The 20,809-nt window shown below is 45.0% G+C and carries 18 protein-coding genes and 2 pseudogenes; 8 read left to right on the forward strand and 12 right to left on the reverse strand.

The genetic code is table 11. From position 1 onward, the window contains the following. Positions 1-415, reverse strand: a 415-nt coding sequence (locus JG50_RS0109605) for a sigma-70 family RNA polymerase sigma factor (RefSeq protein ID WP_235281659.1), incomplete at its 3' end; no start/stop codon positions are given. Positions 416-768: 353 nt separating this feature from the next. Between JG50_RS0109605 and JG50_RS20670 the strand changes: the two are divergent. The 3 genes and pseudogenes from JG50_RS20670 to fabI all read left to right on the forward strand — a co-directional run. Next, positions 769-1,217, forward strand: a pseudogene (locus JG50_RS20670) (transposase); the annotation flags it as partial. Between the two features lie 360 nt (positions 1,218-1,577). Beyond that, complete coding sequence (locus JG50_RS0109610) at positions 1,578-2,783, forward strand: trans-sulfuration enzyme family protein (RefSeq protein ID WP_033100917.1); 1,206 nt, start codon at positions 1,578-1,580, stop codon at positions 2,781-2,783. Between the two features lie 81 nt (positions 2,784-2,864). Continuing rightward, entirely contained in the window at positions 2,865-3,641 is a 777-nt protein-coding gene (gene fabI, locus JG50_RS0109615; RefSeq protein ID WP_033100918.1) for an enoyl-ACP reductase FabI, read from the forward strand. 279 nt (positions 3,642-3,920) lie between these two features. Here the strand turns inward: fabI and JG50_RS0109620 are convergent, their stop codons facing one another. After that, entirely contained in the window at positions 3,921-4,286 is a 366-nt protein-coding gene (locus tag JG50_RS0109620; RefSeq protein WP_160173840.1) for a WCX domain-containing protein, read from the reverse strand. 1,576 nt (positions 4,287-5,862) lie between these two features. Between JG50_RS0109620 and JG50_RS0109635 the strand changes: the two genes are divergently transcribed. Then, positions 5,863-6,531 carry an efflux RND transporter permease subunit gene (locus tag JG50_RS0109635; protein WP_374057983.1) on the forward strand — a complete coding sequence of 223 codons (669 nt, stop codon included), beginning with the start codon at positions 5,863-5,865 and terminating at the stop codon, positions 6,529-6,531. 91 nt (positions 6,532-6,622) lie between these two features. Next, positions 6,623-7,087 carry a DUF1453 family protein gene (locus JG50_RS0109640; protein ID WP_033100923.1) on the forward strand — a complete coding sequence of 155 codons (465 nt, stop codon included), beginning with the start codon at positions 6,623-6,625 and terminating at the stop codon, positions 7,085-7,087. Between the two features lie 249 nt (positions 7,088-7,336). Here the strand turns inward: JG50_RS0109640 and JG50_RS21080 are convergent. Both JG50_RS21080 and JG50_RS0109645 read right to left on the reverse strand, forming a co-directional pair. Next, a pseudogene (locus JG50_RS21080) lies at positions 7,337-7,504 on the reverse strand (hypothetical protein); the annotation flags it as partial. Between the two features lie 74 nt (positions 7,505-7,578). Next, positions 7,579-8,124 (reverse strand): TetR/AcrR family transcriptional regulator, encoded by a 546-nt coding sequence (locus JG50_RS0109645; protein ID WP_033100924.1) that lies wholly within the window; start codon positions 8,122-8,124, stop codon positions 7,579-7,581. A gap of 287 nt (positions 8,125-8,411) precedes the next feature. Between JG50_RS0109645 and JG50_RS0109650 the strand changes: the two genes are divergently transcribed. Both JG50_RS0109650 and JG50_RS0109655 read left to right on the forward strand, forming a co-directional pair. After that, on the forward strand, positions 8,412-9,452 hold the full coding sequence (locus tag JG50_RS0109650; protein ID WP_033100925.1) for an NAD(P)-dependent alcohol dehydrogenase: 1,041 nt from the start codon (positions 8,412-8,414) through the stop codon (positions 9,450-9,452). Positions 9,453-9,994: 542 nt separating this feature from the next. Continuing rightward, positions 9,995-10,753, forward strand: coding sequence for an NAD-dependent protein deacylase (locus tag JG50_RS0109655; RefSeq protein WP_052154164.1), 759 nt, complete (start codon positions 9,995-9,997; stop codon positions 10,751-10,753). 125 nt (positions 10,754-10,878) lie between these two features. Here the strand turns inward: JG50_RS0109655 and JG50_RS0109660 are convergent, their stop codons facing one another. From JG50_RS0109660 to cas6, 4 genes are all read right to left on the reverse strand, one after another. Next, positions 10,879-12,108: a serine hydrolase domain-containing protein gene (locus tag JG50_RS0109660; RefSeq protein WP_033100926.1), complete on the reverse strand. Its 1,230-nt coding sequence runs from the start codon at positions 12,106-12,108 to the stop codon at positions 10,879-10,881. A 205-nt stretch (positions 12,109-12,313) separates the two neighbouring features. Then, a complete protein-coding gene (locus JG50_RS0109665; RefSeq protein WP_033100927.1) occupies positions 12,314-12,682 on the reverse strand; it encodes a DUF1048 domain-containing protein in 369 nt (122 codons plus the stop codon). Then, positions 12,672-13,004, reverse strand: coding sequence for a PadR family transcriptional regulator (locus tag JG50_RS0109670; protein ID WP_198055258.1), 333 nt, complete (start codon positions 13,002-13,004; stop codon positions 12,672-12,674). The genes JG50_RS0109665 and JG50_RS0109670 overlap by 11 nt, the downstream gene beginning before the upstream one ends. 1,057 nt (positions 13,005-14,061) lie before the next feature. Continuing rightward, a complete protein-coding gene (cas6, locus tag JG50_RS0109675) occupies positions 14,062-14,859 on the reverse strand; it encodes a CRISPR system precrRNA processing endoribonuclease RAMP protein Cas6 (RefSeq protein WP_033100928.1) in 798 nt (265 codons plus the stop codon). A gap of 944 nt (positions 14,860-15,803) precedes the next feature. Between cas6 and JG50_RS0109680 the strand changes: the two genes are divergently transcribed. Then, complete coding sequence (locus JG50_RS0109680; RefSeq protein ID WP_033100929.1) at positions 15,804-16,865, forward strand: murein hydrolase activator EnvC family protein; 1,062 nt, start codon at positions 15,804-15,806, stop codon at positions 16,863-16,865. 80 nt (positions 16,866-16,945) lie between these two features. Here the strand turns inward: JG50_RS0109680 and JG50_RS20065 are convergent, their stop codons facing one another. From JG50_RS20065 to JG50_RS0109695, 4 genes are all read right to left on the reverse strand, one after another. Further along, entirely contained in the window at positions 16,946-17,095 is a 150-nt protein-coding gene (locus tag JG50_RS20065) for a hypothetical protein (protein ID WP_160173841.1), read from the reverse strand. 776 nt (positions 17,096-17,871) lie between these two features. Continuing rightward, on the reverse strand, positions 17,872-18,747 hold the full coding sequence (locus JG50_RS0109685; RefSeq protein ID WP_033100930.1) for an NAD(P)-dependent oxidoreductase: 876 nt from the start codon (positions 18,745-18,747) through the stop codon (positions 17,872-17,874). A 564-nt stretch (positions 18,748-19,311) separates the two neighbouring features. Next, complete coding sequence (locus JG50_RS0109690) at positions 19,312-19,851, reverse strand: hypothetical protein (protein ID WP_033100931.1); 540 nt, start codon at positions 19,849-19,851, stop codon at positions 19,312-19,314. A gap of 414 nt (positions 19,852-20,265) precedes the next feature. Beyond that, positions 20,266-20,805: a dihydrofolate reductase gene (locus JG50_RS0109695; RefSeq protein WP_052154165.1), complete on the reverse strand. Its 540-nt coding sequence runs from the start codon at positions 20,803-20,805 to the stop codon at positions 20,266-20,268. Positions 20,806-20,809 lie beyond the last annotated feature (4 nt).

A 20,809-nucleotide genomic window follows, 5' to 3' on the forward strand; every position in this document is an offset into this window, starting at 1 on the left:
GATAAACAGTGAGGGTTAACTCGTTGCCTTCTTTATCTGTGCCAATCGGATCGTGCAGGGAAACATCTTTTCGCGCTTTTTTCAACGAACGCAGGTGCATGAGGATTTCATTCTCAATACACCTTGCCGCATAGGTTGCCAGCTTCGTTCCTTTCCCCTGCTGGTACGATTCAATCGCTTTGATCAAACCGATGGTTCCGATGGAAATCAGATCCTCATTATCCTCCCCGGTGTTTTCAAATTTCTTCACTATGTGGGCTACAAGCCGAAGGTTGTGCTCGATCAATTTATTTCTCGAATCCGGGTCACCATCCGCCATGCGCCGCAAATGCTCGGCTTCTTCCTCCTCCGTCAGGGGTTGTGGGAAAGCGTTGTTCTTGATATAAGAAATAAAGGCGATTACCTCTTTGATCATTATCGCCACCGCAGTTAACAGCAATCGGCTCCACCTCCACCCGTTCATCAACGCAGACATACCATCTTATGTGAGGCTGGGCTCCGGGGTGATTCTTTTGTCTTTATTCCTTTTCATTTATATGTTGAATGGTTTTTGTCTTATGGCATCTAAATGCAAATCGATATCGGATGGTAAAGGACAGCACGGCGTCATCATGACCGACGGTAAATTCAGGTCAATATCCGGCGGGTTGCTTTGCGCTCTTCATCAGGTACAACCGGAAAACCCCCATCCTGCGTAAACGCCCAATTCAGCCTGCGGTTCCGCGGTTGCCAGTTTTTCCTTGACCGAAAATCGGACAATAAAAAAACACCACAAATCGTACAGGATACCGCGATTACAAGTCAAACCCAAATGTGTGCCAGAACTGTCCGTTCCTCTCCCGTTGTACTCGCTCCAAATCCCATCAAAAGGTCGTTACTCGCCATGTGTGGGAAAACTCCAAGGAGTGGGTTCGAAAAAACCGTTTAAGTGAAAGAGGAAAACAACTATACAAACGACGTGGCGAAACCATTGAGCTCAGCTTCCTGACGCAAAGGAACTTCATGGTCTTCGTTATGCACGCTACAGGGGGCTTGCCAAAGTTAAGGAGCAATGCCCCCTAATTGCCGTTACACAAAACATCAAAAAATTGGCCTTGCTCCTCTCGAAGAGAGGAAAAAGCTTTGTGATCTGGCTGATCGATAAATTTATTTTCCTTAATCTGTTTATCTCCCTGAAATATACAACCCCAAGCCCATTTCTTACGGAAAGAGCTTGAGATTTGTCATCAAGCTCGGCCGGAGTATTCTCCAGCTCTTTTTTACGCTCTTGTGGATATTTGCGGGTAGTTAGTGATTGTCCTAACAATACTCTATAAAAAGCAGAATTTTGTATTACTTTATCAAACAAATACAAAAACATCTAAATAAATGTTATAATTCAGATAAAATTATGATGCTTAATAGGAATGAAGATTGCACTCGAATTGAGTGAGGGAGATTTTAATAAGCTTAATCAGCAATGTGGCATTGGAGATATCTGTAATAAGTTCGTTGTAAAAACTAGCGTATTTGATGAAACAGAATATACGGCTGAGCGTCCTTTGAAGAAAACGGGTACCTAGAGGGGAAGAGAGAGTATGAACAAACGGAATGATCATCAAGATCCGATCCTCGGCAAACTCCAAAACGAAACTTTGGTGATACACGCCGATGATGAGGTGACCAAAGATGGGACGGTGGCTCCGGCTATTTATTACTCAGCCACGTTCCGTGCACAAGATTCCATCGAGTTCGCGGACATGGCGGGAACTCCTCGCCATCCACAGTATTACACCCGTTATGGCAATCCGGTGCATGAGCGCGTAAAGAAGGTGATGGCTGAGCTTGAAGGCACAGAAACCGCACTGGTAACCGGCTCCGGGATGGGGGCGATCGCTACGACCCTTCTATCGCTGGTCAGCGCAGGCGACCATGTGATTGCACAGACGCGGCATTATATGAGTACAGCGAAGATCATGGACGAGATGCTACCGCGATTTGGTGTCGAAGTGACACTAGTTGAGCAAGCAGACGTCTCAGCCTTTGCCGCAGCAATTCGGCCTAATACAAAGCTTATCATGGTGGAGTCGCCGGCCAATCCGACTCTGGTGGTGACTGATCTGGCTGCTGTGGCGGAGTTGGCCCGCCCGCGTGGTATCATCATCGTAGCCGACAATACGTTTGCGTCGCCGATCAATCAGCGTCCTCATGAGCTGGGTGCCGATGTGGTCGTTCACAGCGCAACCAAATATTTAGGGGGACACCATGATTTGACAGCAGGTGTGATCTGCACCAGCGAGGAGTTGGCCGAACGTATTTGGCATACCCATATCTCCATTGGCTCGGTTCTTTCGCCGATGGACGCGTGGTTGCTATTGCGTGGTTTGCGTACGCTTCCGATGCGGATTGAACGCATTAACGCCAATGCCCTCGCTTTGGCAAAGTTTCTGGAGGAGCAGCCGCAGATTGAACGGGTATATTACCCCGGTCTTCCCGGCCATCCCCAACACGAGTTAGCGAAACGCCAGATGAGCGGTTTCGGCGGAATGATCGCCTTTGCAATCAAAGGAGGTTATGAGGCGACTGCGCGTTTCGTTTCTGCATTGAAACTGTCGCTTAACGCAGTCAGCCTGGGCGGGGTCGATTCACTGGTGGTACACACTGCGGCGATGTGGGGTGGAGTGATGAACGAGGAGCAAATGAGGACTGCTGGGATTCCGCCCAATTTCGTGCGCTATTCGGTCGGCATCGAGCATATCGATGATCTGAAAGCGGATGTATTGCAAGCTCTGCAGATGATTTGAGAACACGTTAAGGACTGAACAATTTTGCCATAAAAAGATTATAATGTACAAGGAGGTCGAGCTTTTCCAAGGAGGAAACATATGAATAACTTGATGTCGGGAAAGAACGTAGTAGTTATGGGTGTGGCGAACGAGAGAAGCCTGGCGTGGGGAATTACAAAATCACTACATGAAGCAGGTGCAAATTTAATATTTACATATAGGAAAGAACGTTCTTTCCAGAAGCTTTCTGCATTATTGTCCGAGGCTGAAATCACTCCTCTTCTCACAGTTTCGTGCGACGTCTCCGATGATGCAAGTATTGAAAACGCCTTTCTTGAGATTAAACAAAAAGTAGGGATTATCCATGGTCTTGTTCATTCCATTGCATTTGCAGAAAAGGATGAACTACGTGGCGAATATGTGGACACTTCACGCGAAGGATATCTTTTAGCTCAAAACGCCAGCGCATATTCGCTTGTTGCGGTTGCCAGGGAAGCGAAAAAAATAATGACGGATGGCGGAAGCATTGTTACGCAGTCATATCTCGGTGCCGAACGTGTCGTGAAAAACTATAATGTGATGGGTGTTGCAAAGGCGGCATTGGAGGCAAGTGTAAGGTACTTAGCAGAGGATCTTGGCAAATATAACATTCGGGTTAATGCTGTTTCCTCTGGCCCGATTCGTACTCTTTCCGCAAAAGGCGTTTCAGGATTCAACGATATTTTGGGTACTATTGCGGAAAAGGCCCCACTTAGACGAAACGTTGATCAAAGCGAAGTAGGGGACGCCACATTATTTTTGTTAAGCTCTTTGTCTAGAGGAATAACGGGTGAAGTGCTTCATGTAGATGCAGGATACCATATAATGGGAATGTAGCAGAAAAAGGAGCTTTCCATAAAAGGGAAGCTCCTGAAGCTGTTGACAAAAGAAGGTCAATCGCCTTTTTTGTCGAAATGGGAATAAAAACATTCCGAAGAAAGGCTTCCTACGTTCAGAACCAACGCATCCAGAGAATTTCAACTCGAAACGGTCAACATAGAGAACTTTGTAATCTGGCTGATCGATAAATTTATTTTCCTTAATTTGTTTATCTCCCTGAAATATACAACCCCAAGCCCATTTCTTACGAAAAGAGCTTGAGGTATGTCATCAAGTTCATGTTTTTATTTCTTCACAAAGCTCCCTTCGTTTCTCGACCGGCTGGATCAGTTCAACCGCACTTCCCCACCCCAAAACCCATTTCTTCATCTCCAACCAGCTGGACACTTTTGAAAATTGAATCTCACCTACAGCCCCTTCTCCCTCAAACGGGATAATCTTCTGTTCAGGATGCCATTGTTTTTCCCGAATTCGCTTAAAAACTTCCTTGTCATAAATCCGAATCACATAGTCATCCTTACTTTTTCCGTGCTCTGCTTCCAACATCTGATTGATATATTGTTGAGCGTGGTTTTTTTTGTAAATCCAAACCTCTTCTTTCATGCCCACACGCGAAGATGAATGAACGGTTCGCATTGGCATAATAGACCGCATACGGGACAAAATAGCGAATATTTTCCTTGTGCTTCAAACACTTCCTGCAGCGAATGATAAAAATGACCTCGGATCTGAGGATATCCGTACTCGCTCACAAAATAGAAATCGGACCATTCCTTCAACCTGCGAACATCTTCCGGATTTAAAACAGAATAGGTGTGTTCCAGAAGTTCGCGATACGCCTTCTCCCCATCTTCCTTCAACAAAGGCTGCACTTGGCGCAAGCTTCAGGGGATAGATTGGCAACTGCCTGCACAAAATTGCCTGCGTAATACCCCCGGCCACGGAGGATGTATTCTTTCTGGTTAACCTTGTTGAGTTTTTCAATCAGATCATTGCGATCCCTTCGTCTCTTCTCTTGAGAAACACCATAACGTTCAGCAGTATCCTTGATCCGGTGGGGACCGGGATCGTGGAGCAACTCAGCGATAATCCCAAGCAAGCGGTCACGATATTTGCTGTGCACTTGGTGAACTTTGGACTTGACCCGTTTCCTTTCATGAATGGGGATAGGCTGTCTTTGGTGTATTTATTAATCCATCTTCCTACCGGAGGTGTATTGATTAAGACTATTCCACCATCCCCTACCCGAACCATCGTCGAAGTTTCAATCCTCCTACATGAGGTGTATTGATTGAGACGGCATTCGTTGAAACCTTCAACGTCTTTGACTCTCTTCGGTTCTTTCCGAACGCCTCCTTGTCATAACAGGAATTTCGGATATCCAGATCACCTAGCAATCATTCTCTGCAGGTGATTTTTCTTATCCCATGCGGGGTTTGGAATTTCCGAACAACCCCGGGGATTTTTTCGAAGCCCCCTGTGTTCGGTAATGTGTCGCTTCTTCCATGGGATCCAGCATGGTTTGTCCCTATCCCCACGCAGTCTTGTAGCCAAACCCCATCAGTGCCCCATTGAACTACCGGAAGTGTATTGATTGAGACAATGAAACAGAATCAAAAGAATCGATGAAACAGAAGTTTCAATCCTCCTACCAGAGGTGTAATGATTGAGACTGGTGATTGATGAGTTTATATTTGTGATGGATGCTTTTAGGTTTCAATCCTCCTACCAGAGGTATATTGATTGAGACGGTGTTCACTGTACCCCTTAATTTTATTGGGTTTATCTCTTTTCCAAGCACCTCCTCTATTGAACCAAGTTTCTGACTGTTCAACCGGATCTCTTTCGTCTCAAAAATCCGGTTTCCCCTTTATTTTTGCGGTCTTCTTCTTTTCCGTCAACCCCTAACCCGTCCGTTCCAGGCGCCGATGACCGACCAGGTGAAACAGATTTCAGACCAGGTGATCAACGCACTGCAGGAAATCCCCGGGTTATCGGATGTGAAGAGCAACTGACAGACGAAACAGAACAGACACTCGTGGAAATCGATCCCGCCAAGGCGGACCCATATGGAGTATCCACAGCGCAAGTAGGATTGGAAATCCGGGCATTGTTCGCTTCCATCAAACAAGATAATATATTACTTGGAGATCAAAAGTTGCCGTCGTAGATTTCGATCAAATCGTATGATATAAACAATTCCGTCTATTTACTCAAGATTTATATCCCGTTCAGCAACGGCCAACTTATCCCCCTCTCCCAAGTCGCTACTTTGAAAAAGATAAACAAACCTAATGTACTCTATCATTTAATTGGCACCAATTATGCGGTCATCACAGACAAAGTGGCTGACAATCAACTTGGCAACGTCACCACTGCCGCCAAAAAAGTCCTCAATCGGCTCTATTTGCCAGCACATGCGAAAGTCAACTTTAATGGAGCAGCTGAACAACAATCACAAATCTTTCCGCAATTTGCAATGGCGCTCTTGATCGCGATGGGAATTGTTTATTTTGTGATGGTCGTAACCTTTGTTGAAGGCCGTTCGCCGTTTGCCATACTATTCTCGTTGCCTATGGCCTTGATCGGAAGTATTCTCGGTTTATTTCTCTCCGGTGAGCTGTTATCCATCCCTTCCCTGATTGGTGCCTTGATGTTGATCGGCATTGTGGTAACCAATGCCATCATCTTGATCGACCGGGCAAAAACGCAGTGGCAACAAGGAAAATCGATTAGAGAAGCCCTGATCGATGCTGGAACTGTCCGCTTCCGTCCCATTTGGATGACTGCCTTATGCACGATGTTTGCCCTGTTGCCCTTAGCCCTTGACTTTGCTGAAGGCGGGCTCATCGTTATCACCGGCGGGCTGTTCAGTTCCCCCCCCTGACTTTGCTTGTTGTTCCCGTCATGTTTGAATTGCTAAACAGAAAACAAGTCTCCATATCCAATCAAACAAAGTACACAAATGAGGGATCGGTATGAATAATACCTTGTTGATTGTCGTAATTATACTGGTCATGATCTGGTTGGTGAAACGCCAGTTGCAAGAGCGCCGGATCAAAGTGGTCAATATGTGGATACTGCCGCTGATCATGCTTTATTTAAGCTATAACGTGATGCATAAGGATTTTGTTGCTGACATGTTCCATATACTCGTCATTATGCTCGGATTTGTGATTGGTATCCTGCTTGGCATTTCGCGAGGGGCACTGACTGAAATCCGGGTCGACCCCCATTCCAAAGAAATCATCGCCAAGGGCTCCCTAATTGGGGTGATTGTCTGGCTTATCCTAATTGGCATCAAACTCCTGCTTCGCCAGGAACTTACCGGCATCTGGTCCCATGCAAATCTCATTACTTCTGGACTGCTGGCCCTCTCTTTGGGGACCGTCATCTCCAGAAGAGCCTACATTTTTTGGAAATACAAAAAGCTGAGCAATTGAACCAAACAAAAAGCGCTTGCGCATCCAACCTGGGTGTTCAGGCGTTGTTTCCATTCTTTTATATGAACAGGAACATCAAAACAATTAACTTCATTTCGGATCAAAACCCTTCCCCTATTCTTTCTCAAAGTGACCTTATACTTTGAAATCAGCGGGGCGTGTTTATGGGGGTGTTTTGTTCATTTGGAGCACCGGCAAGCGCATTGGCCGTGGCCAGTCCAAAATCATCATGGCAGTGCATCGAAACGACTACACCGGGAAAAGCCTGTTGACGATACGGGTGAGAAGCGCCACCGATTCCGGCGTGGCCACTCCCACTGTATCGGAAATGCTAATCCGCTTCACGCCCAAGCGGACGGCCCTTCCAAGCACATCTAACAGGAACGGTAAATCTGCCCGAGTCGAATCTTCACCGACAAACGTAACTTCAAATCCTTACTTGATGGCGTATTCCACTTTCCGACTTTTCGTATCCATATGGCCCCTGAAACTTACAAAATCCTTGCTAAAAGTTCCCCTACTTTCTCTGCCATTTCCCGTGGTGGATGAGGCATTCCGTTTTTCAGCCACCATTCCACGACACCCACGTAAGCATTTGCAACAAATTGGGCCACTACATCTGCATTTTGACCGAGATTTTTGCCTTTGGTTATATCAACGTCTTTTTTGAATTCCTCGATATTAAACTGAAGGAACCGGCTGCGAAAATAGGGAGCTCCTTCACTCGCCAGCATCGTCGAGAAAAATAAATAATTCCTTTCAAGATATTCCATGCAGTGTACTGTCGATTCAATCCAATCCAATTCCGCTTCCGACTCACAAATGTTACTCATATTCTTGATATGCTCTTCAATGATCTTATCCAACAGGTCAAATTTATCCAAGTAATGAAGATAAACGGTTGCACGGTTGATATTGGCCCTGTCGGCAATATCCTGAATGGTGATGCGATCGAAATTTTTTTCTGACATCAACTCAAGAAATGCTTTTTTAATCGCTTCTCTGGTTCTGATAATTCTTCTGTCCACTTTTACCATGAAATTGCACCAACACTTTCCCAGGGTGATTGATAATTTTTATCGAATTGTTGTTTAAACAACAAATTGGATCGAATTAACGAGTAATACGCCTTGTTTTGTTTACATTTTTATTATAAATTATTGACATATAATGAATAAACATCATCTGTAGTTTTACATGATAGTGATTTGTACGACAAGATGTAATTGATTCCAGTTGAATAGTTGGAAGCATTCTTTACTTAGAATTTGAAGTAAACATCGCTTCTTTTTACAAGAATATTTAAATTATTGGAGGTTTGCAAATGATCACTGCCAAAGCTCGAGCTGTTTATGGTCCGGACAAACCGTTTCAAGCAGCTGAAATTAAAAGGCGCGATCTTGATTCGCATGATGTCCTGATTGAAATTAAATATGCTGGCATTTGTCATTCCGACATCCACACTGCCCGCGGCGAATGGGGACCTGTAAACTATCCACTCGTTCCCGGACACGAGATTGCGGGCATTGTCACGGATGTAGGAGCTGAGGTCACCAAGTACAAAGTAGGTGACCGGGTAGGGGTCGGATGTATGGTGGACTCCTGCGGAGAGTGTGAGAACTGCCGTAAGGGAGAAGAACAATACTGTCTCAATGGCATGGTTCCTACTTATGCCGGTGTGGATAAATACGGCGAGCCTACTCAAGGCGGATATTCCACCCACATTGTCGTAAAGGAAGACTTCGTAGTAAAAATTCCTGACAACATTGAGCTTGACGTTGCAGCACCATTACTTTGCGCCGGTATTACAACCTATTCGCCGCTAAAACGCTGGGGTACCGGACCAGGTAAAAAAGTGGCCATTGTCGGTATGGGCGGTCTTGGTCATATGGCAGTTCAAATTGCACATGCCATGGGGGCCGAGGTTACCGTTCTGTCGCAAACATTGAAGAAAAAAGAAGATGGCCTGAAATTAGGCGCAGATCATTATTACGCTACAAGCGATCCGGAAACATTCGAGAAACTGGCCGGAACATTTGATTTAATTCTTAACACGGTAAGTGCAAAAATCGATCTGAATGCGTACTTGTCACTGCTCACACTGGATGGCACGCTGGTTAACGTTGGTGCTCCCGCGGAACCGTTGTCACTAAACGTAATGTCTCTCATCGGTCAACGCCGTTCATTTGCAGGTTCACTGATTGGAGGAATCCGGGAGACGCAGGAAATGCTCGAGTTCTGCGCAAAACACAATGTAGTTCCTAAGATTGAAGTCATTTCAGCCGACCAAATTGATGAAGCCTACGAACGCGTATTGGCTTCAAATGTGAAATATCGCTTCGTGATTGACACCAGCACCATGTAAGTTGCTTCAATATGAAGTCCCAACGGAATTAAATACTAAAGGAAATTTGAGGCGGTCTTTAGGAAACCGCCTCTTTTTTCATTCATCCTTTACTGCGATGGTAGATGGCGCACAGTGCACCCCTCATAAAAAACTGAGTCAGACTTCTTCCGCGTCATGATCAAAAGGGGAATGAAAAAAGCGCATAAAAAAAGAGACACACAGTCCCCCATTTTACGAAACGGCCAGGAATGCGAACATAAGTTCCTTGATGGAGGCGAACCCAACCCGATTGCCCTGCACACAGGCAAAGACTGACAGACAACCAACCACGCTTCGTTTTTCATATCCCAACCGATCAGTGACCCGTTGGACAGTATGGTTTCATACCAAAGGACGATTCATCAATCTGGTCAATGGGAAAGAGAAACGATGAATGCTTACGGGATCAAGAAAAAGAAGCAAGGCCTTTTTATAAAGATGGCGACGATTTAAAGGAACCTTTGGATTTGGGGTAAAATCATGACAGGTAATCACGATGCTGTAAAAGAGGAGTGAACTTTATGAAAGAATTTATTGAGTTGATCCAAAACTCCAACCATCTGGTTGCCCTTACTGGTGCGGGTATGTCGACAGAAAGCGGCCTTCCCGATTTTCGTTCACAAGGCGGGCTTTGGTGCGGAAGAGATCCTTACGAAATCGCCAGTCCGCAAGCGATCGGAACAGATGACTTTTTTGAATTCTACCAAATGCGCATTGAAGACCTATTGAAACATAAACCCAATATTGGTCATTATGTGCTCACTAAACTGGAGAAGGAAGGAATTTTAAAAGCGCTTCTTACGCAAAATATCGATGGTTTCCATCAACTGTCAGGAACGCAGAGGGTTATCGAAGTACATGGTCATATGCGCTATCTGGTCTGCTCCCGCTGTGGAAAAGAGTATCCCGCCACTGCTTATCGCCAATGCACTTATTATTGTACAGATGAGAATTGTAAAGCGCCGATTCGTCCGCCAATCGTTCTGTTCGGCGAACCACTGGACTCGGATGCTTGGGATTCAGCCGTTCAAGAAGTAGAACAAGCAGATACGGTACTGGTAATGGGCACTTCTCTTCAAGTTTATCCTTTTGCCGGATTGGTGGAGTTAGCACATGAAACAGGTTCAAAAATCATGATCATCAACAAAACTTCCACTCCTTTGGATTATTTGGCCGATCATGTCATTCATGAGAGCATCAGCAAAATATTAAGTGAAATTGCAACATCCATATTCGGAAACGATTGGTTTGCTCACTTGAAGGAACACAATCAGGTGTAAACCTCAAATTCATAATAACACCGCCATGCAACTTAAGGCCGAAGCCAAAGCCCCCCGTTCTGACTTTGGCCATTTCCGCTTTAAAAGCGAATTGTAAGAATATGAAAAGAGGGGAACGGGCTCGGTCAGTCTTCGATTGCTTGGTAAACCATAGTCCAGAAGTCGTGGATCAGCCGCGCTGAATCCGGGGTGGACATCCCGACCTGGGTGAGCAGGATTCCGATGAGCTGTTTGTCCGGGTCAGCGTACGCCGAGGTGCCGGTACCACCGTCCCAGCCAAACTGACCGATGGACGCGTAGTCGCCACGATAGGTGCGCACCGCCATCCCGAATCCCCAGCCGCCATGCTGCCCTTGTCCGAACGATACATGTACGTTGTTTTTGGCCAGTGCGTCTCGGGCAGCTTGTTGCTCGGGTGTGAGGCGGTTGGTGGTCATCAGCTGGACGGCAGGCCGGGACAGGATCCGTTTGGTCCCTTGCATTCCGTGATTCAGCAGCATCTGGAAGTACGAATGATAATCGTCGACGGTGGAGACCAACCCACTGCCGCCTGACTGGAACGCCAGAGGCTGGCTGTATTGTCCGCCTGCAGCTTCGTCCCATACGATAAACTCTCCGGTCTGCGGATCAGGGCTGTAGGCGGTTGGCAACCTGTCAATCTTGTTGGAGGGCACATAGAAACCAGTGTCCTTCATCCCCAATGGATCGAAGATCCGTTCGTGCAGGAACGTAGCGAATGGCTGCCCTGTTACCCTGGCGACAAGTACGCCGAGTACATCGTGACTGATGTGGTACTGCCAGCGCTCTCCAGGCTGGTACATTAGCGGAAGCATTCCAAGGCGGCGCATCCACTCGTCCGGCTCAGGATAATCTGTCATTCTTTGAGGGAATATACCATGCTCAAAAACTGCAGCCATGATTGGAAAGTCTAGCGACGTCAAATCCATTCCAAGCCCGAACGTAGAGGTCAACAGATCCCGTACGGTTATCGGCCTTCGCGCAGGCACGGTTTCGTCCAGCGGGCCATCGACTCGCTTCAGCACCTGCCGGTTGGCGAGTTCAGGCAGCCACTGCTCTACTGGATCATCCAGCCGCAGCTTGCACTCGTCGAGCAGGACCATCGCCGCTGCCATCGTAACCGGCTTGGATGTCGAGGCCATCCGGAAGATCGTGTCCCGGCGCATCGGCGCGCCACCGTCATGGCGCATTGTCCCGATCGCTTCGACGTGAGTCTCACCGCACCGGCTGACCAGGGCGACAAGTCCAGGAATCTTCCCGGACTCGACATGCCGTTCCAGCACGTCACGCATTCGACGCAACCCTGCTTTGGAGAATCCTCTGCTTTTTTGTCCCATCATGAATCTCTCCATTGTTCTGTCTTTGCGAAAGCTCTGCTTCAGCTATGGGGATGAGAGCGAGCGTCAGGCGAGGGAAGAGGATTTTTACCCCTCTCGCAAGCCTGGAAGACCTTTGTTCGAATAGTAGTAGTTCTTTGAAAACCGAATGCAGGAAACGATCTGCAACGTAAAATCTTCAACTTAATCTTTGACCCCAAAAAGCCTATTCCCCTCTACCGAGCTTTTTACGAATGTTCTCGTTCAATTGTTCTTTTCTTTTTCCGTTCCAAGTTTGCCCTTGAAGCTCATGCAACAGATCATCGCAAAAACCACCGACATCCTGCCCCACTACATCAAGTACATCCATACCCTCTTGTGCTTTTGATTCAAAAAATTCCAGTACATCTTGTAGCACTTTAAACATGAACATGGCAGAGTCATGATCGGCTGCAGAAGTCCATAAGAAATTCTCAATCTCATTCATCACGATCTGATAATCCCTTGGCAGAGAATTAATCCGTTTTTTGTAACGTCTATATTCCGCTTTTTCTTGTTTCCATCTTTGTAAAATCGAAAAAATATTAATTTCCATCTTTATTCTCCTTTAATTCATTTATTTTTGATGCGATAAAATCCCATTTACGCCAAAAGGTTTGGAGTTGATTTCGACCCGCCTCATTGAGTGTGTAGAACTTTCGTGGCGGTCCGATTTTAGAAGGCTTCTTCTGAATGTTGACTAATTTGTTCTTTTCTAGCCTCAGTAAAATCGTGTATACCGTTCCTTCAACAACATCTTCAAAACCTAGGGAATTCAACTTTTTCACGATCTCGTAGCCATAAGTTTCTTTCCGGCTGATGATTTCGAGTACACAACCCTCCAAAATACCCTTTAGCATCTCGGTCAAATCTTCCAAAGCGAGCATCCCCTCTACTTTGTAACACTTAGTACATCTATATAGTATTACTAGGTAGATGGTAGTGTCAATATCCTGATTTATTTTTTCCTGAAAATGTGAAAAATTTGGGGGGGTAGAAGCAGCGAACACCGAAAACAACGGATGGGCTGATTGCTGATCCGGGATGTCCTGACCAGTAATGCAGCCCCGAGGAAACCGTTTCACATGGAAATGTGCTACCATTCCTGTAATTTTTCGACTTCGGTCTCCTGCGCTTTTAATTCTTTATTGATCACACTTAAATCCTGGATCATCTCTTCTTCTGAATACAGTTCACGTAACAACTCCCCTACGAACGCGGTGGATCGATATCCAGGTCGAACTCATACGGATCTTTAAGCGCAACCACATCAAACGGCTCGGGTTCACCAAAACATCTCATATTCGAATCGCCACCTTTCACAAACCTTTTTCTTCATTTTGAAGAAAACGTAATCCGGCTTAGGTACATGTTAAACGCATCACTGATTGAATCAGTAAACATGACAGACACAGATAAAAGATTATGCTAATTGGCTTGTACATATCTCCGAAAGTTAGGATAAACCATGATCATGGAGAAAGCTGAACAGAACAAAAAAAGCCCGGTTCAGAACAAAATTTCCCCGGCTTTTACAAACTTATGGTTTTCCCCTGTTGTTTTATGGAAATTTGTGCCCTCGGATTAACATTCCAGTTCCTGCTTGCGTTCAACGATATCTTCTTCCTGAATTCGCCCGGTCTTTGCAGCAGCTTGAAGTTCTTTCAGAGGAATGCGTTTCGGTTTTTCTGTTGATGATATTCCAATTCTCCTACCAGAGGTGTATGGATTGAGACGGATCATGCTATTGAGGAAATTGCCTTTGGAGAGAAAAGAGTTTCAATCCTCATGCCCGCGGTGTATGGATTGAGACGGCGTTCGCTGAAACCTTCAACGTCTTTGGCTCTCTCTAGGGCTTTCCGAACATCTCCTTGTCATAACAGGAAATTCGGCTATCCAGACCCCCTAGCAATCATTCTCTGAAGGTGATTTTTCTTATCCCATGCGGGTTTTGGGATTTCCGAACAACTCCGGGGATTTTTTCGAAGCCCCCCTGTGTTCGGAAATGTGTCGCTTCTCCAAGGGATCCAGCATGGTTTGTCCCAATCCCCACGCAGTCTTGTAGCCAAACCCCATCAGTGCCCCATAGGAAATCAATTTCCAAACCATTTGCTGCTTTTCCTTTGGCAAAGCCTTAATATTCATGGCTATTTTCCCCTTGAATCCGATGACGTTAAATTCTCCGAAATGAACCCGCTCGGTGGCCACCTCCACCTGCTCGATCCGGATCAGATGAACCAGCGGTTCAAGATCCCCCCAGTCAACCGGTTCCCCGCTGAAAATCTCATACGCTTTGGCTGCGCTGGACAATAAGCGTTTCAGTTCAGGAAGGGGATAATAGTTCCCTCTTTGATAAAAGGTGGTCGGAGTCAAAAAATGCAGGGTGAAATTGGGTGAAAACTTCTCCTCTATGAAAGAACGGGAGTATGTTTGGCAATGAAACTCCTGAACGATTCCTTTCCAATCAATCAAGTCAATTTCCGGATGAAGCAACAAATGCTGTTGGATACAAGAAATCAGTTCCCGATTCGGCGTGTTAATCCACATCTCCCCTTTCTTCAACAACAGATGGGTCGAAAATACCTGCCGTTTCTTTCTGTCATGAAGAAGTTGAGACAAAACGGGAGACTGGCTTTGGATTGACCTCAGTACAAACGCATGGAATCGCTTTGACAACACTCCAACTGTATTCCGGTGATATGGCGAGTCTGCCATCAAGCGTAAACGATACATGGAATCCTCCTGTAAAATCGGACTTCTCCTTTCATGAATGGAGATAGGCTTTCATTGGTGTTTTTATTAATCTTCTTCTATCAGAAGTGCCGAAGTTCGCCAGAAAGTTTCATCCTCCTGCCTGAGGTGTATGGATTGAGACTCCCAAGGCGCACCAAGCGCTGAATGTGGTGGACATCGTTTCAATCCTCCTGCCTGAGGTGTATGGATTGAGACGGCGTTCGCTGTACCCCTTAATTTTTATTGGGTTTATCCTTTATTTTCCGAGCATCTCCTCTATTGGACCAAGTTTCTGACTGTTCAACCGGATCTCTTTCTCATCAAAAATCCGGTTTCCCCTTTATTTTTGTGGTCTTCGGCATTTCCGAACATCTCTTGGGTCTTTGTCGAAGCTCAGGGTGTTCGCCAATGACAAACATTTCGGTTGACCGATGAAATTTAAGGTTTACAAAATAGCAACCAATCTTCTTCCACTATTATATCAATTAAAAAAACAATGAAAAGATCGGATTTTGTTAACACCATGATGACAAAATCCTTTTCATCCCATAGCCTGTTCGCTTTTCACTCCATAAAAATCACCGGTTTCCCCTCATTCACCATCCGCTTTTCAACTGCAACATGTTTTTCTGAAGTTTTCACGATCCCCGGCTCAACCCTTGATTTCATATGGAAACAAGCTGTCAATATTCCTGCGGGATTCAATGCGTCACTTCACCACCGGACGGGAATTGTATATCCAATTTTTGCATAAGTTTCTACCTGATAAACTTGATTACAAAACAAATTCCTGTTTTTTCCTTTATGAAATAAATAAAATGCAAACAAAATGGTAATTTTTCGAGTAAAACCCGATCTATTTCATCTTTATTGATAAAATGATAGGGTAATAGAAATGGGTGAATCAGATCAATTACATACCAACAGGAAAGAGGAGATGGTTGATGAAGAGAAAACTGATCATATCCGTGCTGACGGTCTGCCTGACGATCAGTCTGACTCCCGGACCTTTGGAAAAAACCATCCCGACTGCATACGCGACCTCCAAAGCGGAGGAAGGCAAACAAAAACTGAAAGATATTAAATCAAAGCAGAGTGAATCCAAAGCGGAAATCGCCAAAGTCCAAAAACTGATCGACGAGAAGCAAAAGGGGATTCATGAGATTGAAGCAAGAGCAGGCGCTTTGAATGATCAGATCGCCAAATTGAACAAAAGCATCGAAGCAAACAAAAAAGTGTTGGAACAATCACGGCAATCCTTGGGAAACAAGCTGAAACGGATCTATTTGCAAGGGAGCAACAGTTATATGGCCCAGCTCTTTGCAGCCGATTCGTTCAGTGACTTCCTCAAACGATACGAGGTATTGCGTTTGATCGTCGAAAGTGATTATCAGGTGTTTAACGAATACATGACTGTGCAAAAAAATTTGGAGAAACAGCAAGCTGAATTGAACGAGAAACAAAAAAGCCTGACTGCGGAAATGGAAAAGGCAAATGAAGCAGTCAAGCAATATGAAGCTGAGCTGGACAAACACAAAAGCGAATTGGAAGAATATGAAAAGCAAGAAAATGCCGTTTTGAAACAATATGCCGGGTACTTTAACTCAGGCAGCGGCCAATTGGGCTGGCCGACCACACCGGGTATGGTGTACTGGAATTATATGCAGTTCCGCGGGAATCACTATCATAAAGGAGACGATTTTCCGCGGCCGAAAGGAACCCCCATTTTCGCTGCGGAAAGTGGTGTGGTTTTGAGGGTAAGTACTTCCGACCCGGACGGTTACGGGGTGTATATTGATATACAACATCCAAATGGGTTGCAAACACGGTACGCCCATATGTTTTTAAGCACTGTAACCGTTCATGCCGGTCAGCATGTAAGCCGCGGCCAAAAAATCGCCGAGGTGGGCAACAACGGACGATTTATTGGAGCGACCGGTTATCACTTGCATTTTGAGGTTTGGAAAAACGGGCATACTGTCAATCCCAAACCTTATTTGCAATAACCCACCCCCTTTTGTTCTCAGGCATTTTGGACAAATGAAAAGCGATGCAAAGGCTGCAGGTTCTTACTTGCGGCCTTTTTTTATCTGATCACGCTCATTTGAAATTCCGACCGTCCATACGATTCCAAGATCGAATTTGTCACTGGTTGACCATTCCGCTCCCGGTCATACAATTCAAAAGTAAATTCCGTCGTATAGTCATGATTTGTTTTCTTATCCAGTTTCTTCATTGGAAATGACCTCACTTTGAAAGTTTTGATTAATTATGCCTTTCATCTCTCTCATTTACTCTGGTAAATTTTATGCTTAACCAAACCGGAGCCGGATTTGGATTGGGCCGTAATTTGGGAAAATCACTTGGTTCCTTTGCCGGTAGACGATCATACAATGATCATGCAAACATACAAAGGAGTGGTTTGATGGATTACGCTTACTGGATATCGCAGTACCCCATGCCCCCCGGGTATCCAACTCCCGGTTATCCTTGGTCTCCGGGGTATCCATTCTATCCAATGACTCCCGGATACCCTTATTCACCTTGGCGTCGTCAGCGAAGATATAATCGGTATCCATACAGATATCCGTATTGGGGCCCGCGCAGTTACGGTTGGGGAGAAAGCTCTGGCAGTTTCTGAATAAATCGATGAGGTAAAGCCAAAGCCCGATTTTTACCCGCTTTGGGGAAAGATCGGGTATTTTGAATCATTTTTGATGAGATGTGATAACTGAAGTACGCAAAGTTGGTGAAAGAACGCAGAAATGGTCAAGGGGTACCGGAAACTCTTTCGGATACGGGAAGCGAAATCGGGAAGTTTAAACGAGAAGAAGGGGAAAGCAGTTTGCAATTAATGCAGATGCCTCAACGCAAATGTATTCGGAAGACAACTTGAGTTAACTTCCGTCAAATGACGAACCCGTCTGGACACGTGATATGTCAAACCTCATCCTTTCGGTTTCTGATCTCGGAGCCGCTCCCTCTCAAATCGGAGGGAGCATTTATTTGATTCTATCTTGTATTTTTTTCTTTTAACTCCAAATAAACGGCCGCCATATCTAATTTTGCTTTTCCATTTTCTTTTGCAGAACGATAAGTAATATTTGTTGCTTCAGCAAGCGGCAATGTTATGTTCATCCGATCTGCTTCAGCTTTGATCAGTCCTAAATCTTTGGACATGAGTTCCACCATAAATGCAGAAGGGAATTCCTCATTGCGGTACATATCTTTCTTGCCTTGGAATAGCGCAGTATTCAATGCGGACTGGGAGATCATATCCAATACTTTCTCTTTATCCAATCCTGATTTCTCTGCAAATACTAAGGTTTCCCCAATACCTTGTCCGATCACGCCCAGTAACAAATTAATCGCCAATTTTGCCGAACTGCCTTTTCCGCTAGAACCAAAATATATGGTTTTCTTACCTAAAATATTAAAATAAGGCTGGCAAATTTCGATCGTCTGCTGATCCCCTCCCGCAATTATTACTAATTGGCCTGCTTTTGCAACTCCCACTGAACCGGACACGGGTGCATCCAGGTACACGCCGCCCCTTTCTGATACCATGCTCGCAAAGGACATGGTATCTTCCGGGGAAATTGTACTCATGTCCACGACCACTTTACCTGGCCTCATGGCTGCCAAAACTCCATTTTCCTGGGTTAATACAGCCCGAACCGCATTTGAGTCTGACAGCATCATGAAAATAATATCCGATTGCTCCACGATTTCTTTCGGTGAATTCAGCCGGGTTGCTCCCGATTCTGTCAAAGGCGTTGTTTTTTCCCGGGAACGATTATAAACATTCACCTTGCATCCTGCTTGCAAAAGATTCATGGCCATCGGTGCTCCCATATGACCCAATCCAATCCATCCCAATGTATGCATTTCCATACCACCTGTCTTTCAAAGTTACAAGTGTATTATCAGGGAAGTGCAACATACATGCAATATCTGCAACTGTATGATTCTGCCTGTTCAAAAATCAAGTGTCCATTTCGGCCCATTTCATCATGGTCCATGTATGATCACGGACATGATGAGGTAACATGGGATATATCCCTATTATGTATCGGCGTGACGGACCTTAGTCTCCTGACCCGCCGGGGATTACAAGGCAGGAAGGCCTCTTCAATCGAAGCCATAAATGGTGGATGATTGTTCGCAAAATAAGAATAGAAAGCATGGATCGAAAAGAGAAAAATTATTTTTGCCGAAAAAGGGGAAAGGAAGAAAAGCTTATCCATGGAGATGACAGGGTTGGAAAGTCAGGGGAGGAAATTGAGAGATTCATGGATCACGGGTCAAACCATCCGGGTCAACAGAGGTTTTATCTAAGAAGCAGCCGTGCCCTTTCTACCGACATAAAAAAGCCGGTTTCTTCAGATCGGAACAACCGAAAGAAGAATAACCAGCCAAGACGGTTCCCATGTGACAGGCGGACATTGACTTTTACAAAAATGCATGAATCAAAAACAAAACAGCGAAAGCCAATCCTAACCGCAAATGCCATTTTCGATCCAATCTTCGATACCGAAACAAGCCGGAAACGGGCACAGGCAGCAAAGCGAACAATGCAAGCAACCCGCTGAGATTGTTGAAATCGAACCGAAAACCATAAAGAAAAGCTCCCACCACATGAAGAATGATCAGCCCCATTGCAATGATCGCAACAGGCGTATGCAAACTTCGAGCCACGCGAGACATGGATATCACCCATTTTTTAAGAAAACCCCAACGTTCTGCCAATCGTTTTTGCAGGATGAAAAGACAAACATAATAAGCTAAAACAATAAAAAGCACAATTCTCGCCAACGAACCGATATTCTTAAATGAAGATTTAAATTGAAGGGTATGCAAGGCATACAGGGAAATATGAGCTATTCTCCACAGCCCGATAAAGACAATGGCCGCAGCGAACCCCAGTGCGGCATATACCCATTTGCGTTCCTTCTTGTTTTGTATCCAATGTTTTTTTATCATTTGCTGCATTCTTTTTCACCTTTCTTTATTATTTCTCAAATAGGAAACTAATCCATCACGTGATCCGATTAATCAGTTTTCGGAACCAATAAAAAAAGACTTCCCAGTGGGAAGAAAAGTTCAGATAAGAAATATTTTTTCACCGTTGGGTCATGCCGGAGTTTCGAACGATTTTGCAAGGGGTTATCCAAAAGGAAGGGATTGGTCAGTCGTACATGGCGTTTCGATCACTTTGAACAGTTTAAACATTCTTCATCCATTGCCGATTTACAACAATGATTTCCAATTAAACAGGTACAAAAAAAGAGAACAAAAGATCGTTGCGTATTCACTCCCACGTCTGACGCACTCTCATCCCCATGGCTGAAGCCAGAGGTCAGAGGTCTTCCGGGCACGCAAAGAATAATTATGAAAGGAGTCCGGTTATTCCGGACTCCTTTCATAAACAACAAAATCATGAGGAATCTGATTTTCCTCATCCACTGATCCTGGCTTTCTTTCAATTTCTTTAAAATCAAGGTGTTTGAATTCCGGGAAAAACGTATCACAGTCAAAAGTGTCATGTATCTCCGTGGCATAGATCCGTTTTACGTGCGGAAGAAAGAGTTCAAAGATCTTTTGTCCGCCGATGATAAACATATCTTCCTGGTTATTCATGTTGAGAATGGGTTCCGGATCTTTGAATATCGTAATGTTTTGTTGCTTCAATGGATCATGTTCCACATTACCCCAGCTTGAGGTAAGTACGATATTTGCTCTTCCTTCCAGAGGTTGGCCAATTGACTCGTACGTTTTTCTTCCCATTATAACCGTCTTCCCGAGAGTCATTTGTTGAAAGTGCTTCAGATCATCCGGAATGTTCCAAGGCAATTTGTTGTCTTTGCCAATTCCCCTGTTCTGATCATAAGCTACGATAATATTAAACACAAAACCACTCCAATCAAAATAACGACATTCAGCCAATCTT

Origin of the sequence: Thermoactinomyces daqus (assembly GCF_000763315.1) — a bacterium.
GTDB lineage: Bacteria > Bacillota > Bacilli > Thermoactinomycetales > Thermoactinomycetaceae > Thermoactinomyces_A > Thermoactinomyces_A daqus.

What these genes read in the sequence shown, in the direction of transcription:
- JG50_RS0109660 (WP_033100926.1), bottom strand. Translation starts at nt 12,108, where the DNA reads ATGGGACAAAAAAGCAGAGGATTCTCCAAAGCAGGGTTGCGTCGAATG.
- JG50_RS0109680 (WP_033100929.1), top strand. Translation starts at nt 15,804, where the DNA reads ATGAAGAGAAAACTGATCATATCCGTGCTGACGGTCTGCCTGACGATC.
- JG50_RS20065 (WP_160173841.1), bottom strand. Translation starts at nt 17,095, where the DNA reads ATGAAGAAACTGGATAAGAAAACAAATCATGACTATACGACGGAATTT.
- fabI (WP_033100918.1), top strand. Translation starts at nt 2,865, where the DNA reads ATGAATAACTTGATGTCGGGAAAGAACGTAGTAGTTATGGGTGTGGCG.
- JG50_RS0109640 (WP_033100923.1), top strand. Translation starts at nt 6,623, where the DNA reads ATGAATAATACCTTGTTGATTGTCGTAATTATACTGGTCATGATCTGG.
- JG50_RS0109620 (WP_160173840.1), bottom strand. Translation starts at nt 4,286, where the DNA reads ATGCCAATGCGAACCGTTCATTCATCTTCGCGTGTGGGCATGAAAGAA.
- JG50_RS0109650 (WP_033100925.1), top strand. Translation starts at nt 8,412, where the DNA reads ATGATCACTGCCAAAGCTCGAGCTGTTTATGGTCCGGACAAACCGTTT.
- JG50_RS0109685 (WP_033100930.1), bottom strand. Translation starts at nt 18,747, where the DNA reads ATGCATACATTGGGATGGATTGGATTGGGTCATATGGGAGCACCGATG.
- cas6 (WP_033100928.1), bottom strand. Translation starts at nt 14,859, where the DNA reads ATGTATCGTTTACGCTTGATGGCAGACTCGCCATATCACCGGAATACA.
- JG50_RS0109645 (WP_033100924.1), bottom strand. Translation starts at nt 8,124, where the DNA reads ATGGTAAAAGTGGACAGAAGAATTATCAGAACCAGAGAAGCGATTAAA.
- JG50_RS0109610 (WP_033100917.1), top strand. Translation starts at nt 1,578, where the DNA reads ATGAACAAACGGAATGATCATCAAGATCCGATCCTCGGCAAACTCCAA.
- JG50_RS0109655 (WP_052154164.1), top strand. Translation starts at nt 9,995, where the DNA reads ATGAAAGAATTTATTGAGTTGATCCAAAACTCCAACCATCTGGTTGCC.
- JG50_RS0109665 (WP_033100927.1), bottom strand. Translation starts at nt 12,682, where the DNA reads ATGGAAATTAATATTTTTTCGATTTTACAAAGATGGAAACAAGAAAAA.
- JG50_RS0109690 (WP_033100931.1), bottom strand. Translation starts at nt 19,851, where the DNA reads ATGCAGCAAATGATAAAAAAACATTGGATACAAAACAAGAAGGAACGC.